The sequence below is a fragment of the Bradyrhizobium sp. LA6.1 genome (genome assembly GCF_040547805.1).
In the GTDB taxonomy this organism is placed as follows: Bacteria; Pseudomonadota; Alphaproteobacteria; order Rhizobiales; family Xanthobacteraceae; genus Bradyrhizobium; species Bradyrhizobium barranii.
In genome coordinates this window covers 1-16,316 of sequence record NZ_JBEPQK010000021.1, presented here as the reverse complement: position 1 = coordinate 16,316, position 16,316 = coordinate 1, and the positions used below count along the sequence as shown (strand labels likewise).

Below are 16,316 nucleotides of genomic sequence, written 5' to 3'. Positions count from 1 at the left end.
AAGCCCGCGCGAAGCGGGCGTGAGGTTGTTACGCGGCGTCGGCTGTTTTTGAAGTACATGTACTCGCCCGGTGTCCCGGCTCGTTACAGATCGAGCACTTCGGAACGCGTCGCTCGCGAGCCGCGCCACCAAGAAGCCCATTGAGTTCGGCGTCCAATTCTTCGCGCTTGGCGATCAGCTCTTTGACCCGCGCGATCTTCCCGTCCAGATCCATTTGCACCACCTCCTTTCAGAAAACAAATAGGGGTTCGAGTGCCGCTCGTCTGCTCCATTCAGCGATACCCACCGGACGCGTGCTCCGCTATGTGCTGCCACGTGAAAGGACGAGCCACAGTGGTGACTGTTCACTTTTTGTTGGGCACAGGGACCGAGCGTCTGCACGCGAGGTCGGAATCTGCTACATTGCTGTCGATGGATGGTATCTCAGTCTTAGCTACCAAGCGTCGGCCTCGCTTCCGCCGCTCGCCAGAACCAGTTGCGTTTCGGGTCACCGAAGGTGACGTGCTGATCCTGCGGGAACTGTTGCGCCATCGATTCTTGCGATCCACGCACATTGCCGCGCTCGTCGGCCGCTCACTCGATCGCACCAATGACCGACTATGTCGCCTGTTTCATGCCGGATATGTCGATAGGCCGCGGGCGCAGCTCGACCACTACCCCACCGCGGGGTCGGCACCGATGGTGTACGCGCTTGGGGAGTTCGGTGCTCACCTTCTTTCCGAGCGCGGGGTGGACTGCCCAAACCACGTAAACCTGGACCTGACGCGAAATAATCGAGAAGCGGGCCGGCCGTTCATTGAACATCAGCTGGAGATCGTGGATTTTCACGTCGCCTTGGAGCGATCCACACGTGGCCGGAGCGACCTGCGACTCATTCATCCCGAGGAGATCATCGCGAACTCGCCTGAACACATTCGAAACATACGAAACCCGTTCGCACTTCGGGCTACAATCTCGCAGAGCGAGCGGGCGCACGACGTCGTTGTAGTTCCCGACCTCGTGTTCGGTCTCATGTTTTCTGACGGCTCGCGCCGTTGCTTCATGGTAGAGATCGATCGCGGTACGATGCCGATCTCGCGCTCAGATTTTCGGCAAACTAGCTTCGAGCGAAAGATGCAGGCGTATCTCACCGCGCACAGCCAAGGACAACATGCTCAACAGTTCGGTTGGAAGACATTTCGCGTGCTCGTTGTGACCACTGATCGCCAACGTACCCTATCCATGGTCGAGACGCTGCGACGACTGGATATGCCGCAGAGCCCAGGACCTTCCCTCTTCCTGTTTAGCTTAGCTAACGAATTGCAGAGGAATGATCTGTTGGCCCACTTTTGGCGGGATGGCAGCGGCCGTGCGACCCGCTTGAGCTAGGTAGTCGATGAGACCAGTGTGCCCCCGCCCCAATCGGGGCCCAACGCTACCCCGGTTACAGGCGCACGGCGCTATGAGGCCATCCTTCGCTGTGGCTGGTCCGGCGAGTGCTTTGCTCTTTCAGCCGGACCCCTTTTGGAGGCCTTCGATGACGTCGACCGATAGGACGCCGAGAGCAGCAGCAGAAAAAGCGCTCGGGCTGCTGTGTATCTGGCAGCGGCGCGGCTGTCCTCCCGTCCTGACATCAGGGTCGTCTCTTCGCCAGTGCACACGCACCAGGTCCACCCTCGGCCTCGCCTCTTCAAGGCGACATCATAGATTGGGAATTGATGAGACATTGCACTGCGAAAGGATTAGGGACGGTCTGAGAATAGTTCAAAGGCCTGACCCGATCCACAGGTGCCGAGGCGCCTTTTTTTAGGCGCCCGGGGGAATTTTCGCTCGAATGAGGTGTTCGAATTAATCTTTGCGGCTGCAAAACTGTTTGAAGGTTAAAGGACCTCGGTATAGCATCGAGGTTCGGCTTTGATGAAAGTTTTTAGAAGTGCCGCCTCATTGGCGGGTTCACATATGCGCCCCCGCAGCACGGCACTTCCTCTTCCAGAGATCACGCATCATGTCATCTCCTAGCAAGATTGCGCTCTTCATTGATGGGGCCAATCTTTACGCCACGGCGAAAACGCTCGGTTTCGAGATCGACTACAAGCGCTTGCTGGGCGAATTTCAGAGTCGCGGTACGCTCTTACGCGCCTTCTATTACACCGCCATTATCGAGGATCAGGAATTCTCCTCAATCCGCCCGCTGATCGATTGGCTCGACTACAACGGCTACACCGTCGTCACCAAGCCGACGAAGGAATTCATCGACGCCGGCGGCCGCCGCAAGGTCAAGGGCAACATGGATATCGAGCTTGCCGTCGATGCCATGGAGCTCGCCGAGCATATGGACCAGATGGTTCTGTTCTCCGGTGACGGCGACTTCCGCTCGCTGGTCGAGGCCGTCCAGCGCCGCGGCGTGCGGGTCACCGTGATCTCCACGATCGCCTGCCAGCCGCCGATGATCGCCGACGAATTGCGCCGCCAAGCGGACGTCTTCACCGACCTTGTCGAGCTCCAAGCTAGGATCTGTCGCAGCCCCTCTGAACGGCCGCCGCCGCGCCCGCGCGAGGCGCGCTATCGCGCGGAGCAGGTCCGAGAGCGTGAGACCACCGCGGGGCTCAAGGGAAATGATAGCGTGCTCGAGGAGTGAGCCCCCGTGGCGCGATCCAGTCATTCGTACAAGATCGGTGCCGGCGCACGGGCCCGGAGACAAGCGCGGCGAATAAGCCCGGCATTTGCGCCGGGCTGATCGCAATATGGTTCGGTTCTCAGCAACGGACGAATTAAAGAATAGTCCTCGCGGCCGGTCGGTTCGGATTCTGACATTGTCTGCTTGCTCGCGAGCTTCGCATGATCGTTCCGCGCGCTCTTCGATGCGCGCGCGATGATGCCGGGTGCGCTTTAACGCGCAACAAAGATCCAAGGCGACGAGCGTCCGAAATTGAGGTGAAACCCAAACCGAAACTAGTTCCTGTCAGCTTCGTTGCGGAACCTAATTGTCTGCCGCTAAACGACAAATTTGATTATTTTCGATAATCATGATGCTCCATCGCAAAATTGAAAAATATGCTTGGGAAAAACATGGGAGGTTGGAATGGAAGCTGCCCGCCGCTTTCGCGCAATGGCGTTGCTTTGCCGACAGACTGCTGCGCGTCAACCTGAGAGAAGCTGGAAACTGCTCGCGGAGGCAGAGTACTGGGAGCATCTGGCGGCTGCGGCTTTGGTTCACTGAGGTTTGGTGCCGCTTGCCGGCCATCCTCGCGTCTGCCGTAATTTGGAGGAAGGCTGGCGCCTTCACCCCGCGCACTAGCGAGCCGCGGCGACTGTGGCCCTGCGACATGTCCGCAACCTGCCAGGCCGGCGTCCCTCCCAGTGTTCGAACTAACTCGGCCGCGAGACCGGCCGTCTATTCAGAATCGCGCGGTCACCCCGATTTTCGTTCGACGTTGCATCTCGGAACACAGCAATAAATCGATCGCCGTCCCAAAGCTCAACGTCGTGCTCGCCACACATTTGCTCGGCTCGACGTCTCGCAGCCTGCTCGTCAACGCAGTCGAGCTTTGCGGCGCAGATCAGTCGCCTGCTGTCCACCACGAAAACTTTGTACCGCATGATGGCGGTCCCATCCAAAAGAGGGACCATCATCGTAATCGAATGTCCGTCTAAGGGAGTGCCAATCTAAGTGCGGCGCGCGGATCTTTTGTACGTGTGGCAATTCGGCTATACCAACTTCTGGACTTCATCAATCGCGCGGCGTCGCGCGCGTATTGAACGAGACCCGGCATGAGCTACATGCCAGACCTCGTGCCCCGAACAACTTGGGCGGCAAGCCGTCGTTAGGCACTAAATGGTCTACGTTGCTCCGCGACGTTGTCTTGCGCTTTTTAAGTTTTTCCGTTCGATAGAATAGCATCGATTGTGCGGTTGAGCGTCTCCAGCGTACATGGCTTGAGTGTGACCGGCGTTCTTTCAAACCCCCTAGGCACGCCCATGCTGCCGTACCCACTCAAGAAAAAGAATGGCAGCCCTCGGCTCCTTACTGCTTCGGCAACGGGCGCCGCGCTCGTGCCATGCAAATTGATGTCGAGGATCGCGAGATCGTATTCCTCAATCTGTGCAATACATTGCCCATCGACCACATTCCCCGCTTCAGCGACGACCCTGTGTCCGAGCTCCTCGAGCATTTGGACAAGCATCATTCGAATAAGCGCCTCATCTTCCACGAGGAGAATCGATGCCAGCGTCATGTCTCACCTTAAGCCTTGCCTAAATCGGCCGCCGAGCGCTCGTTAAGGAGCTGAGAGATCGCCGTTGTAAGCTGCACGGGGGCAAACGGTTTCTGAAGAATTATGCTGTTGGGAACGCCTTGCACCGGCCATTCGTGAGCTGCTGCGCCCGATATATAGACGACGGGAAAATTGGGATCGGCCTCGCGCGCCGCCCGCGCGACATCCCAGCCGTTGAACCGTCCTAACAGATTGATGTCAGTCACAAGAGCGCAGTACGCAACGAGCCGACTCTTGAGCAGCGTCACGGCCTCCTCGCCGGTCTTGGCGCTGGCAGCCTCGAAGCCTCCCTCGCTCAATGCATCCTCGACAATGCCTTGGATCGCATCGTCGTCTTCTACGAGCAGGACTATCGGCAGCAACTCCGTCAAAGTTTTCCCCCCGGGGAACACGTGAACTGGATGTTACAAAGTGCACACAAGCCAAAAGTTCCCCAGCTGCCGGGAAAATTCGGCAGCCAATTCGGCAGCCTAAGAAACCTCCGGGTCTAGCTCCTGTCGGAGGATTTCCTGGCTTTGGCCTTTCGGCGAATGAAGCTGACCTGCAACTCATCGCCGTTTACTCGTTCGAGCGACAGCGACGATAAGCAAGTCCTATGGGCGAAAGCTGAAGAAAGAACTCGTTCAGGGTCAACCCCTCAATCGAAGCCTCAACTTGAAGTTTCGCCCCGATATCATAGACATCCTTAAGCGTGCACGCGCGATGCCACGTGCCATCGATAGCCATCATTTGCGCGGGCAACGGATGCTCGACGGTGACCCGTCGGTCTTCTTGCTCTTTTTCTGCGGGCATTGGGTAAACAGAAGTGATCCCGCCGTAATAATCCCCATCAACCAAAAAGAAGTAACCGAGTCGCGAAAAATTGGCAATTTAGCCCGGACCATTCTGATGAGAACGGAGGCACGTACTCTGGGGGCTGCTCTTTAACGTTCAAAAATAGACGTCGGGGTCTTGCCTCGTGGCGCAGCACACAGTGGTCTCGGAGCTTATGATGTCGCCCTTGGGTCAAAGCACCTCCACGCTGGCCCACTCAAGACGAGAACCACAGTCCGGCATGAAACAGGCGGCCCTTTTTGGGGCCACCTGATTTAGCCTCAGAGCGGATGACCTATTGGCAGAGATGCCGGAGACCGTCTGCACCATTGCAATAGGTGCCGGGCCTGCAGACGATGCCGTTGCGGGCAGCATACTTGCGCTGACGCCCCGCGAGGCTCACGATAATCGGCTTGCTGGAAAACTCCTGTCTCGCATAAAGCCTGGATCGCGGACCGTGGCTATGACGTCGATTGGATTAGAGCCCTTGCGATGAAGAAACGCGCATGGGCCAACATCCCGCCCAAAAGCGACCCAGCCAGCCGATCTGTTTTAGTCCTTGGCTTATCGCGCGCCCGCAATCGAGTTGAGAGTTCTTCAGCAGGATCAAGCAATGTCGTCGGGTGGCGACCCGTTACGACTAGCTTGCCGCCAACTACCTCGCCTCCGTTCAACTCGCCTCGATCAGGCTGTTCTCCGTGCAATGAGTCCACATCCTAAGTAGTGGTTTCGGTGGGCGTGTAAATTTTCCGATTGGCCGCCCCTGTTCTTGTAGAGACGCGACGCCTCGGGACTGCCGGCCGATCCACGTGATGCGCTGCAATGAGACGGCTGCTTTGCTGCGGCGCGCCTAAGCGCATCTCGCTTCCAAGGCCGGCAACATCGGTATGCAATCACCTTTTGCCGACACATGAATGCTGTCTTCAGGAACACCCCTCATGAGTTTGCATTGTCCTGTTGTTTTCGATTTGTAGTGAGGCCGACCATGCGTCTTCTTTATAGAATAGTCGCGATTGCGACAGTCCCGGCTTGGATGTGGACACATGCAGAGTCGGCTGCAGCCCAGGACTTCAATGAGAGATGGTCGATCATTCCAAAAGCACACGCCGAGCCGGCTCCTGAGCCACCGGAGCAGACCAATCAGAGCCCGCCGCCGCAACCTCGGATTGGAGAAGAGCCGACGCGTAGTTCGGAAGATCATTCAGCCCCTCGATCATTCAACCGAGTGTTCTCCGGGAAGGCCTCCTACTACTCGTATCCGAAAAGAAAGACCGCGAGCGGCGCCAAGTTTGATCGGAATTCGCTAACTGCAGCTCATCGCAACCTGCCGTTCGGCACGTACGTTCGCGTCACTGATTTGAAGAGCAGCAAATCGGTGGTCGTTCGTATCACCGATCGCGGACCGTGGGTTCGCGGCCGCGTCATCGACCTTTCGCTTGGCGCCGCGCGCAGCTTGGAGATTACCGATCGTGGCGTCGCCCAGGTTCGCGCAGAGGTGCTTTAGCTAGTATCCCTTGGCCGTCACGACGGCCGAACTCATTCCGGTTAGCCTTATAAAAACGCTCGGGTCGCGAGGCGCTCCTTGCGAGCTAATGTACCACGCTCAGGTAGTGTCGCGACTTGAGCCAACGGGTCCCCCCCAGCCCAGAACTTCAGGTCTGATTGCATTCCGGCCGGTCTAAGAAATGGCCAACCGATGCTCGGGAGAGCTTCCTGAATTTGATACTTATGGTTCCGCGATTCACGACCTTACTATCCCAGCGGGAACTTGCGTGAAGAATGAGCAGCCTGACGCCAGGTATTCTGGGAACGAATTGTCGCACGCAGACATTCTCCAACGCAACAAATTGAAGGAGAAAAGCATGCGCAAGTACTTGTTTGCTGTGGCGATCGTGAGTGCGATCGCGACACCCGCAATTGCGGATGAAGTTGGTGTCGGAGTTCACGCCGGTCCGGTAGGCGGAGGCGTCACAGTCGGAGAGTCTCATGAAAGCCGGCCCGTTGATCGAGACCGCACAACGGTCATCAAGGAGCCCGAGCATCGGGAAAGTGATAGAACGACCGTCATTAAGAAAGAGAATGAGGACGGCAGTCGAGAGAAAACCGTGATTCATCACGATAACGACTAACAAAAAGCCCGGACCACGGTCCGGGCTTTTCTCATGCCTTGCGAGCACAGAGACGGTCTGCTTGTTTCGCTACTTCTTACTCGGATCGTCGACTGGATTGACGTAAGCAATCCCGAATCGACCTTGACCGTGAATTTGTACAACGGAAGGACTGCTTGTCCAACCGTAGTGATTCACTTAGGCGGGGCGCTTCGGCGTATCCGCCCGCTGTTAGCTCAATTGTTAACAGTGAGAGCTCCGCTGACCTTGGCTTGCCAACGCTCGGACGAAAAGATCGAAGATTTCGGCCGGTTGCATTTTTCTCGCTTGAGCCTTACGCAGCAACGGCTTCAACCCGTGAGCCCATCTTTCCGCGCACCGCTGTGTGGGTTAACCACACCAAGCGAGCGGCCTCATTTTGGACCAACTTGATCATGACCGTTGGCCCGCTCTGCACAGGGAGCCGCCGCGTGATTAGAATCGTCGTGCTTGGAGTGGCTTGCCTAGTTGGACTGGGCGCTATTGCTGCAGCCGCGAAGAAATCCGCGCCGTCGCCCGCGCCAGAAGTTGTCATGCCAGTAGTAGCCGGTAACAAGGCTGATCGCCTGCCATTCACAATCAAACTGGACATGCCAGCTGCCGCTGAGCGCGCGGATGTTGCGTACGTCCAGCCTGGCGAAGAAGAGCAAGCTGATTTACCGCCATCCGCACCAAAGCAAGTCGCTCTTCCACCGCGTCGCGACTTTACTCCTCGTCATTGGCACGACCCGCATGACCTGAACGCCAGGGCCGCAAACAAAAGAGCCGACACCGCAAAAGGACCAAGAAAGGGCGCGGCTGATCAGCCTCTAAAGCAGGTTGAAACTAGGCGGTGCCGTTCAGATGGGCTTGATCCACTCTTAAGAAAGCTGAACTTATCGCCCCCGTGCGATTCATGACTCACTTCAGCAGTAGTCGCCCTCCGCGCAATGCTCCTAATCATTATTCGTCTGACGGCTCATTCGCCGTTAATGATTGATTTAGTTCGCAGCATGATCATTGGGGAGCCACAAGGGATCCGGTCATGCGATTGCGCCAGGCGAATACCTTGGAAGAGATCGAGGCGAGGGTCGCTGAAGCCAGCGAAGACCCAATGGCGCGTGTGACGCTGAACGCGCGGGATTTCTCGAGTCCCAGCCGAGAAGAGGTTCTGGCGATATTGAAGCCAGACGGCGATCGAAGGCGCACCATTTCGCTGGTCGCAGGCGCACTGATGGCTGGATTGGTATTGGGATGGGCTGGCGGCTTTGCTTGGTACGGTCCTATGACTCTCGCCGCGCTCAATTCAACCACTCAGGCAGAAGCGCCTTCGCGTCGAAACGCCGAAACAAAGTCAGGCAAAGCCGAAGGTTCACGAAAGGTGGCATCGATTTTTGCTTTGCGAAGACCGCCAAGCGCAAGTCAGGTCTCAGCAGTCGGAGCGGGCATCTCCTCCAAGCCCACGCTCACGGGAACGGACGGCGCTTACCTTTCTCCCGCGTCTGCGACTATTCAACCGGAAATGACGGTGACCGGCTCGATAGCACCCAGCGGACCGCTCATGCCTATGCCGGAGACAAGACCGACAACTGTTGAGGGTTGGACGGTGCTTGATGTTCGAGGTGCAACGGCGGTACTCGAAGGCCCCGATGGGGTTCGGATGGCAACGCGGGGCGACACAGTCCCCGGCATTGGTCGGATCGACTCTATTGTGCGTTGGGGCAACCGCTGGATCGTCGCAACAGCCAGCGGATTGATCTCGACGCCATAGGCGTGCACGCTTGCGACGAAAAGGCGAGCGATGTCGTGCTGTCCCAATAAGAAAAGATTGGGCTCGAATTGGCGACCCTTCGAGAACAAGCCACACAGGAGTTGGAAGCGTTCTCAACCCCGAAACGAAAGCGTTCGTACGAAGGCTGGAATCGACGCACAAGTATAGAAGATCGTAACTGCAATAAGGAAAGGCCCGCGCGAATACGGGCTACAGGTTTTCCTCAGGTGGCATCCATGTCAGTCGCTCTCTTGCTCATGCTATGCTTCACTCATGCATCGTATTATGCGCCCTCTCACAATAATTGCATTCGTTAGCTTCATTGTCGCTGCTTTCTCAATGTTCCTGCATCGGCAGGGCGCCCGCTCGCAGCATCCGCTCGCACCTATCACGAATCAGACGGGCACACCTACCGACCTAGGCAAGGAGACTATCCCTGCCGATGAATCAACGGCCTCTCCTCGAGGAAACTCATACAATCTCCCTACTTCTCTCACAGATACGTATGGTTGCTACTTTCAACTCGGTGATGCCGTCGCGTTGGGTACACAAGCAACCGCGACGCCCGAGACTATAACGCTAGCGGGCGCAGACCTGCCAACATTTCGGGATCTGAGCGTGTTCGGACTTTGCTTCGGCAGGGACGAGAATCACGCTTATTTCTATGATCAGGAACTCCAATGGGCAAATCCAAGGGCCTTCGAAGTGCTCGCGTACTTCCGCGGCGGCGGATTATTTTTAAGGAATGGGGATGAAATCATCGCGTGGAGACCTGGCACCACCAACTCTCAAAATGTCAGCACGGACTGCACAGCCGGGATCTCAGCAGGCTTCTGCCTTGTACCCGAAGGCGACGCCCCCAGCTTCGAGAAGATCAACGGCGCATACGACATCGCGCCCTGGGCGAAAGATAAGAACAATGTTTATTGTAATGGACAAGTTATCCAAGGCGCCGACCCCTCAACCGTCCAGCTGGTGAACAATAATTTGGATCTACGTGTCAAAGTCGGGGACGCGCCAGCCACCTACCACATTTGCCAGCGCGTGGACGGGAAACATTAACTCATATGCGTCCCTTCCATCCTGGTTTGGCGCTCAAATCAGATGAAAGTCGTTTTGATGAGCCTGCAATTGAGTGATCGTAAGGCCCGTCAAAGTAACTGAATTTCCGTGCCCATCTGCAATGACAACGTCCGCTCCATGCTGCGACGCGTGAGAAGGAGAAAGGACTGCCGCTGCATTCGCGAAATGCGAACCATCGAACTCGATGACGTCCTTCTGCAAATTAAAGTTCGTAATTGTGCTCTGGCCGAAGTCGCCGACAAACACAAACGTGTCAGAGCCGGCGCCTGCCTGAATTACCGAGCTGATTGCTTTGACCGTGTCAGTCCCATTTCCAAGAGTTATCATGCTACCCGCGCCCGCGGCTATTGAGTCGTTACCGTTTCCTACTTTCACAGTGCTGTTCAGGCCGACACTGATCGTATCGTTGCCATTGCCTATTACAATTGTGCTGTTCGATCCGGCGACAATCGTGTCAATACCATTGCCGAGAGAAATGGTATTACCGAAGCCGACAAGAACCGTATCATTTCCATTGCCCGCGGCAATCGTGTCAATATTTCCGCCCTGCACCACATCACGACCCTGGCCCAGCGTGATCACGTCATTCGATCCAGCTGTAACGAAGTCGTTTCCATTGCCCGCAGTGATCGATTGGTTCTGGAGCTTACTTCCATCGAGGAAGGCTGCCGCGTTTCCGTAGGTTAGCGCTTGCCCCGGCGTTCCGGTGACAGTGGTCCCGGTGAATGAGCTACTTGGCCCAGTTTCCAGTCTGCTAACGTAAGCAACATCTGCGTTAAGAACTTCCCTACCAAACTGCCCGCCGGGGTTGAATGCGTGCTCACTGACCATAACTGGTCCTGCTCCGGAACCGGCAAGGTGATTTGGATCGGTGTTGTCGATGACCAGCCAATTTCCTTGACCGTCTTTCGAAATCACAATGAAGGAATGACCCTCCTGCAGCGCATCGCGAGCGACGTTCGTCGCAGGAATGCGAACAAGATCACCCGGTTGCACAATCGACCGCCAGTCCGAGGTTTGGACTGTGAGCCAAGGGCCGTATTGGGTTGGCACGTTTGGAGGAATAACAAATCCCTGATCAGGAATGTGTGTCGGGTCGCTCGTAAACCCAGGAACGTCAGACTCCTTCTCACCGAACGGCTGACCAACCGCCTCAGTCACCGCCCACACCAACCCAGTACAATTATCGGAATTCCACAGGCTGTTTTGATATTGGACGGCTGCACGAACGACATCGGCGGGAGTCGCATGGCCGGGGTTTGCATCCACGTATGAAATGTATGGATCAAAGACAACATCCACAATCACCGTCTGCAGCACTGTGCCTCCGTGGAGATCGTCGATTTGAACTACCGCGGTCAGTCTGATTGACGTGTCAAGCGCGCTCAAAAAGCTTAGAGACTGATTTGGAAGACCAAATTTCCAGTCTATCGCTCCATTGTTCGTGTTTCCCGCTTCTGGTGCAATCATAAAAGCCTGCTTGAGGAGGGTGGTTTGAGCATCAGTTAACGTATCAATCGTTCCATACGCGTCCTTAGCGATCACAGTTTTGCTGACGATGGAAGGTTCCGGTCGATCTGACAGATCTTGGTCGTCGAATGCGACAATGCCCCTCGCGCTGTCAATTCCGCTCGTGCTCGCCTTGGAAATAGTGGCAGTTAACACGGATTGCGCCGCGTCGATTAGGGGTGAATGATTGGCCGTGAGAGAAGGAGCATAGGTCACCTGTGCATATCCAGAGGCGTCCGCCGAAAGGTTAAACCCGCCTGCAACGTAAGAACCTGAGAGATGAATTGTCGTAGAAGAGCTACCATTGGACACGTTCAACGCATCGGTTGTCGGGTCAAATTTGAGCGTGCTGCCACTGTATTGTAAACCCGAGAAGTCAATCCGGTCACCGGTCGTGAATCCTGACAAGGTGCCCGTAAAAGCGGCGCCAAATCCAAGTTGGAGAATCCCATTTGCTCCAGGATCAAAGGTCGTGTTTTCCGCAAACGACGCTCCGATGAAAAGGGTGCCGCCATTCCTGATCTCTGCGGTACCTGAACCGCTGACGGAATTCGGGTTGTTAATTTGAATAGTGCCTCCATCAGCTACGAGATGACCCGAATTGGTGATGGCGCCGATTGCGGAGAAAAGATCGACGACAGAACCTTGGCCGAGCGCTTCAATCGTCCCTACGTTTGTGAATGATGACGTCGCGACAAAAGTGCCGCCGATTGTGATGATGCTTCCGCCAATTGCTTCGATGATCCCGTTATTAGTGAATGACACAGGACCAGCGACAGGGTTGATGTTGAAAGAGATCTCGGCGTCATTGATTGCCTCAATTTTCCCGGAACTTGTGCTGGTGCCCGTCGGCTGCAAATAACCCACTACATGCGGAGAAACCGTAGGCGTTGGCCCCCCGAAAAAATCAATGACACCTGTATTGTTTAATGCACCGAATACAGCCAGATCGGAATAGACGTGAATGGTCCCATTGTTGGTGTCGGCTCCAAAAAAATCCAGATCAAACTCACCATTGACAATCTCCAACGTGGCTCCAGCTACCATCGTCAAACTGTGTACTGTCCGAGCGCGTGAGCTTTCTACAGTGTATGTTCCACTGGCATCGATGAGTGCGTCATCAAATGAACTCGGCACCGTTGCCGTGATCCATTTCGACGCATCATCGAAATTGCCGCTAATACCAGACTTCCAATGAATCGCTGTCATTCGTCACTCCATTGGATAGGTGGCAGTCGAGATGAGGTTACGCTTTCGCAGTGCGCATCGGCGGCAGGTGCCGTTTCCGGGGGTGTTGTGACAATGAACCGTGTACCGCGCGTTCAGGACTGCCGCGGACGCGCAAGCTTTGCCACCTAATTCGAACAAAGGATTCGCGCGAAGCAGTTCGCAGCGCCTGCACTGCCCCAGATTGTGCTGCAAGGCGCTTTGCAATTGGTATCGCACCAAGCACCTCGTTGAGCATGGCTAGCCCTGGCGCTAGTCGAGAATACCGCAATGGCGAGAACGAAAACTGATCCAATCATGCCAATCCCCATCAATGAAATTGATGCGCAATGGGATTATCAGGGCTAGGTGGCTCGCAGCGCGTCGCTGCACTGCTGACTTGATTCCGGCGAAAAAAGACGAAACAGGTCGATCCTGTCTTTGCCTGCCGATGGCATTGATGCTGCCAGTTGAGGGAGCGGAGACTTCGGTGTGTCGCCGTTTTGTGGGCAGCAGTCAGGGCCAAATAAATGGTGCCCATTAAACGATAGTTATTCGCCCAATTCAGCTCAAAAGCAAGAGAGATCCCCTAAGCAGTAGAGTTTGGTGATTTTCGAAGCATTTAAAGAGAGTTGCTATATAGTTAGCTACTTCGCAGTTGCGGTATTTAATGTATTTGGAGTGCTTAGGTCATGGCTCACTCTCCTTCGATCGTACCTCATGCGCCCAAGGATCAAGATGTGTATCTTGTGCTTGAGGATTTTGGCGGCCGGCTTGGGCGCGCTTGGTGCGAAACCGACGAAGAGGATAGCAATCGCGCGACGCTGGTGCGGCGCCTGATGGGAGGACAATACGAATGTCCTGCTCGCATTGTGGCCTTCAACACCACTGAAGGATGGTCGCGCGACGTTACAGTCGAGATTGCCGATGAGCTGCGTCGCCGGTTTGTAGAGTTCGATGAGGTTGCACCATCCATGCTTGGGTTTTTAGAGAGAGCGGTGAGGCGCTGATTTTGGCGCGCTTCCGAATTCTTTAAGTTTCGCCACCATGATGAACCGACGGCGCCAGTGCGTCAGGTGGCAGTCACCTACAAATCATCGGGTGCGATTCCCACCAGCCAGTTGACGGCCTAGATCGACAGCAGGAAAGAGGATAAGCTTACGAATCGATTTGATTCACGGTCCGAATTAGCTGGGAGGCATTACATGGCAAAGCCAGCTGTGTCCCGCCATGATTTTCGAGGCCTTTTCGCATTTTATGCCGCCAAAGCGAGGCACGATCACAGACAGCAGGGAGAGTATCTTCTAGCGCGGTTGTTCGCGACGAGCGACAATATCTCTGACGGCTTGCTCGATTTGTGGTCAGAGCGCGTTGCTAAGCTTGATCCCGAAATGGTAGGCGACGTACTTTGCCCGCGCGCTCGCGAAGTTGCCGAAGGCCGCACCGCCTACGATCACGCCAGTGACTTCCTGCATGCGTTGCTCAGAGACTTGGAGCAAAAGCAACACTGAGTGCCTCGTTTGACAAGGACGAAGCGATCCCCGAAGCAAAGCTCGCTTCACCGAGGGTAGTGCGGAACTGAGATATAAGTCGCGGCTGGGATGGGGCGCTCAATCAAATCGATGAAAGCGAATAAGGATGCTGAGGCGATTGCGCTGAACCGTCTTTCTTTTTAAAGAACACCAGTCCCAACGCCGCTGCATCAAAGAGCCCCATTCGGCGGTCCTCGCTCATCCAAGGTTTGCGAGGCGGCGGGACAAATCGCTCGAAGGCGGGAATGTACTTCGCAATCAGCTCAGCCAGGCTATGCTTGTTCGGGCACTCGTGGCGCTCAAACGCGGCTCGGACCTGATCGCGCGAATATGCAAAAACGGAAATGTCGCGGTCGTTCGCTAACACAGCGATCGACGCATTTAGAGCCGTGATCCACCGCGCTCGTTTCGTGCCGTGCTCGGAGGTGTCCTGAATAACGAGAACATCGGGAGCATATCGATCGACAACTTGCGTGATACGCGTGAGACATCCTTTGCGTTTTCGAGGTCCGCGTATCTCGCGTATTCCCCAATCGAGTGGCGATACGTGGCCTTCGAACACGACGAATGCGAAGCCGCGCGTGTTTAGGTAGATTGAGAGAGTGAGCCCATGTCGACTGGCTTGCCTCATACGGCACGAAGCATGCGCGTCGCAGCTCGTTCCAGTAACCTCTCAAGAAAGTCCAACTTGAATTGCGTCGTGTTAGAAGGGTTTCCTTGAAGCTCTTCGTAGAGATCATTTGCGCGCCGAACGGTGACCTCATGAAGTTCCAACATCAGCCCGGGAAATAGCTCCGACGGAGTGGTATCAAACAGCAGCGCGAATATAAACGCAGCCTCAAGGCTGGGTTTGCGCTTCGCGCCTTCAAGGCGCGAGATCGCAGTTCGGCACTTGGCTCCGATAAGGAAAGCAATCTCCTTTTGCGTGAAGCCAAAGCGGCGGCGAAGAGGTCGAATGTATGATTTGAGATCGTGATGCATAGCGTGGTGGCCTTATGACAGGCACACACGCAATTATTCACCTGAGAACACCTCGGTTCGAGACGCGAAAAAGTGCCGCCTCGTCACCGAAATAAATCGCCGTACCCCATTGTGGCTTAGTCAATAGTGCTGGCGCTTCGATGAAAGGAGTGTGGAGCGGGACAAGGGGACGTGGGGAGTTCGCATGGCGTGACCGTGAGCTCGATAACGGCGAGCATCCCGCAAGCGGCGCAGCTCTATCGCGCGCCTGCTACGTCCCCGAAGTCCCCACGTCCCCTTCTGTATCCATTACTAGATTATCGGCGAAAATATTGACGCCGTACCGGTTGCATAGAAGCTCCACTTTCTCCTTCTCGCTCAGCGGGATGACATATATCCCGTGGGATTTGTATGTCTGGAGATTGAGCTTGTTGCGCAGGACGCTCCCTATCCACCGGTTCGTGATTGGCCGCTCATATTCGGCGCCGTACCGATTGATGAAACTCATCGTAATCTCTCCGACGGCAAGAACGGGCCGCCTGGAAATCCACATCAGCTCAGTAACGATTTCTAGCACTTGAGCTTCCATCAGAAGACCGCGCTCAGCAATCAACGAGAGCTGGGTACGCTGTGCGGCCTGCTTAAGCTTGTCGCGAAGGGCCGCATCACCGACGACGCTGAGCAGCGGCAGCATGATCTGATTAATGCGCGGTTCGAGCTTTGGATCTACAAGACTAGGATCGAGCTTAACCTCGTGTCTTCTATGGAAACGATACAGCAGCAGCTTGTTACGCAGCTCGCGTGCTTCCTCCTTGAATGTCTCAGGCAGATTGATGGGGATGTCAGGGCGTAACGGCCGTCCGCCGGTCTCCTCCGTGATAAAGCGGCTTTCCAGCGCCCTGTCCTCGTACCGTCCTCGTGTGGCGACGATCTTTGGGCCGAACACATGGAACGCCCGCGGATTGAACGTCTCCCTCCGGCGAGGGCCGCCTTGTTGGATTAGTCCAATTGGTGCGTAACAGTCCTTATGGACAGCCATAAGCGCAGTACTCAGCTTGAACGG

Annotated in this window: 16 protein-coding genes and 1 pseudogene; 9 read left to right on the top strand and 8 right to left on the bottom strand. The window is 55.7% G+C overall.

Annotation, left to right across the window (positions count from 1 at the left end; all coding sequences use genetic code 11):
• Positions 1-28 precede the first annotated feature (28 nt).
• Entirely contained in the window at positions 29-214 is a 186-nt protein-coding gene (locus ABIB99_RS36410) for a hypothetical protein (protein WP_354180372.1), read from the bottom strand.
• Between the two features lie 197 nt (positions 215-411).
• Here ABIB99_RS36410 and ABIB99_RS36405 point away from each other — a divergent pair, with 197 nt between their 5' ends.
• Together ABIB99_RS36405 and ABIB99_RS36400 are read left to right on the top strand one after the other, a co-directional pair.
• Positions 412-1,368 (top strand): replication-relaxation family protein, encoded by a 957-nt coding sequence (locus ABIB99_RS36405; RefSeq protein WP_354180549.1) that lies wholly within the window; start codon positions 412-414, stop codon positions 1,366-1,368.
• 616 nt (positions 1,369-1,984) lie between these two features.
• On the top strand, positions 1,985-2,617 hold the full coding sequence (locus tag ABIB99_RS36400; protein WP_354180370.1) for a LabA-like NYN domain-containing protein: 633 nt from the start codon (positions 1,985-1,987) through the stop codon (positions 2,615-2,617).
• Between the two features lie 1,234 nt (positions 2,618-3,851).
• Here the strand turns inward: ABIB99_RS36400 and ABIB99_RS36395 are convergent.
• Positions 3,852-4,214 (bottom strand): response regulator, encoded by a 363-nt coding sequence (locus ABIB99_RS36395; protein ID WP_354180368.1) that lies wholly within the window; start codon positions 4,212-4,214, stop codon positions 3,852-3,854.
• An 8-nt stretch (positions 4,215-4,222) separates the two neighbouring features.
• On the bottom strand, positions 4,223-4,624 hold the full coding sequence (locus tag ABIB99_RS36390) for a response regulator (RefSeq protein WP_354180366.1): 402 nt from the start codon (positions 4,622-4,624) through the stop codon (positions 4,223-4,225).
• 818 nt (positions 4,625-5,442) lie between these two features.
• Here ABIB99_RS36390 and ABIB99_RS36385 point away from each other — a divergent pair.
• The 3 genes and pseudogenes from ABIB99_RS36385 to ABIB99_RS36375 all read left to right on the top strand — a co-directional run.
• Positions 5,443-5,707 (top strand): annotated as a pseudogene (locus ABIB99_RS36385) (transposase); the annotation flags it as partial.
• 344 nt (positions 5,708-6,051) lie between these two features.
• Positions 6,052-6,570, top strand: coding sequence for a septal ring lytic transglycosylase RlpA family protein (locus tag ABIB99_RS36380; protein WP_354180364.1), 519 nt, complete (start codon positions 6,052-6,054; stop codon positions 6,568-6,570).
• A gap of 358 nt (positions 6,571-6,928) precedes the next feature.
• On the top strand, positions 6,929-7,195 hold the full coding sequence (locus ABIB99_RS36375; protein ID WP_354180362.1) for a hypothetical protein: 267 nt from the start codon (positions 6,929-6,931) through the stop codon (positions 7,193-7,195).
• Positions 7,196-7,677: 482 nt separating this feature from the next.
• Here ABIB99_RS36375 and ABIB99_RS36370 read toward each other — a convergent pair whose 3' ends face one another.
• The gene (locus tag ABIB99_RS36370; protein WP_354180360.1) at positions 7,678-7,863 is read right to left on the bottom strand and encodes a hypothetical protein; all 186 of its coding nucleotides are present in this window, start codon (positions 7,861-7,863) and stop codon (positions 7,678-7,680) included.
• A gap of 374 nt (positions 7,864-8,237) precedes the next feature.
• Here ABIB99_RS36370 and ABIB99_RS36365 point away from each other — a divergent pair, with 374 nt between their 5' ends.
• Both ABIB99_RS36365 and ABIB99_RS44540 read left to right on the top strand, forming a co-directional pair.
• On the top strand, positions 8,238-8,963 hold the full coding sequence (locus ABIB99_RS36365) for a hypothetical protein (RefSeq protein ID WP_354180358.1): 726 nt from the start codon (positions 8,238-8,240) through the stop codon (positions 8,961-8,963).
• Between the two features lie 618 nt (positions 8,964-9,581).
• A complete protein-coding gene (locus tag ABIB99_RS44540) occupies positions 9,582-10,025 on the top strand; it encodes a DKNYY domain-containing protein (protein ID WP_502917538.1) in 444 nt (147 codons plus the stop codon).
• Between the two features lie 33 nt (positions 10,026-10,058).
• Here ABIB99_RS44540 and ABIB99_RS36355 read toward each other — a convergent pair whose 3' ends face one another.
• Positions 10,059-12,764 carry a hypothetical protein gene (locus tag ABIB99_RS36355; protein WP_354180354.1) on the bottom strand — a complete coding sequence of 902 codons (2,706 nt, stop codon included), beginning with the start codon at positions 12,762-12,764 and terminating at the stop codon, positions 10,059-10,061.
• Between the two features lie 689 nt (positions 12,765-13,453).
• Here ABIB99_RS36355 and ABIB99_RS36350 point away from each other — a divergent pair.
• Positions 13,454-13,771 carry a hypothetical protein gene (locus tag ABIB99_RS36350; RefSeq protein WP_354180352.1) on the top strand — a complete coding sequence of 106 codons (318 nt, stop codon included), beginning with the start codon at positions 13,454-13,456 and terminating at the stop codon, positions 13,769-13,771.
• A gap of 195 nt (positions 13,772-13,966) precedes the next feature.
• The gene (locus ABIB99_RS36345) at positions 13,967-14,272 is read left to right on the top strand and encodes a hypothetical protein (RefSeq protein ID WP_354180350.1); all 306 of its coding nucleotides are present in this window, start codon (positions 13,967-13,969) and stop codon (positions 14,270-14,272) included.
• A 103-nt stretch (positions 14,273-14,375) separates the two neighbouring features.
• On the opposite strand, the gene ABIB99_RS36340 is transcribed toward ABIB99_RS36345, so the two are convergent.
• The 3 genes from ABIB99_RS36340 to ABIB99_RS36330 all read right to left on the bottom strand — a co-directional run.
• On the bottom strand, positions 14,376-14,855 hold the full coding sequence (locus ABIB99_RS36340) for a hypothetical protein (RefSeq protein WP_354180348.1): 480 nt from the start codon (positions 14,853-14,855) through the stop codon (positions 14,376-14,378).
• A gap of 65 nt (positions 14,856-14,920) precedes the next feature.
• Positions 14,921-15,274, bottom strand: a complete 354-nt coding sequence (locus ABIB99_RS36335) for a helix-turn-helix transcriptional regulator (protein ID WP_354180346.1) — start codon at positions 15,272-15,274, stop codon at positions 14,921-14,923.
• Positions 15,275-15,524: 250 nt separating this feature from the next.
• The coding region (locus ABIB99_RS36330; protein WP_354180344.1) for a hypothetical protein at positions 15,525-16,316 on the bottom strand (792 nt) is incomplete at its 5' end.

Coding starts and splice junctions, on each gene's coding strand:
- ABIB99_RS36410 (WP_354180372.1), bottom strand. CDS start 214: ATGGATCTGGACGGGAAGATCGCGCGGGTCAAAGAGCTGATCGCCAAG.
- ABIB99_RS36405 (WP_354180549.1), top strand. CDS start 412: ATGGATGGTATCTCAGTCTTAGCTACCAAGCGTCGGCCTCGCTTCCGC.
- ABIB99_RS36400 (WP_354180370.1), top strand. CDS start 1,985: ATGTCATCTCCTAGCAAGATTGCGCTCTTCATTGATGGGGCCAATCTT.
- ABIB99_RS36395 (WP_354180368.1), bottom strand. CDS start 4,214: ATGACGCTGGCATCGATTCTCCTCGTGGAAGATGAGGCGCTTATTCGA.
- ABIB99_RS36380 (WP_354180364.1), top strand. CDS start 6,052: ATGCGTCTTCTTTATAGAATAGTCGCGATTGCGACAGTCCCGGCTTGG.
- ABIB99_RS36375 (WP_354180362.1), top strand. CDS start 6,929: ATGCGCAAGTACTTGTTTGCTGTGGCGATCGTGAGTGCGATCGCGACA.
- ABIB99_RS36365 (WP_354180358.1), top strand. CDS start 8,238: ATGCGATTGCGCCAGGCGAATACCTTGGAAGAGATCGAGGCGAGGGTC.
- ABIB99_RS36355 (WP_354180354.1), bottom strand. CDS start 12,764: ATGACAGCGATTCATTGGAAGTCTGGTATTAGCGGCAATTTCGATGAT.
- ABIB99_RS36350 (WP_354180352.1), top strand. CDS start 13,454: ATGGCTCACTCTCCTTCGATCGTACCTCATGCGCCCAAGGATCAAGAT.
- ABIB99_RS36345 (WP_354180350.1), top strand. CDS start 13,967: ATGGCAAAGCCAGCTGTGTCCCGCCATGATTTTCGAGGCCTTTTCGCA.
- ABIB99_RS36335 (WP_354180346.1), bottom strand. CDS start 15,274: ATGCATCACGATCTCAAATCATACATTCGACCTCTTCGCCGCCGCTTT.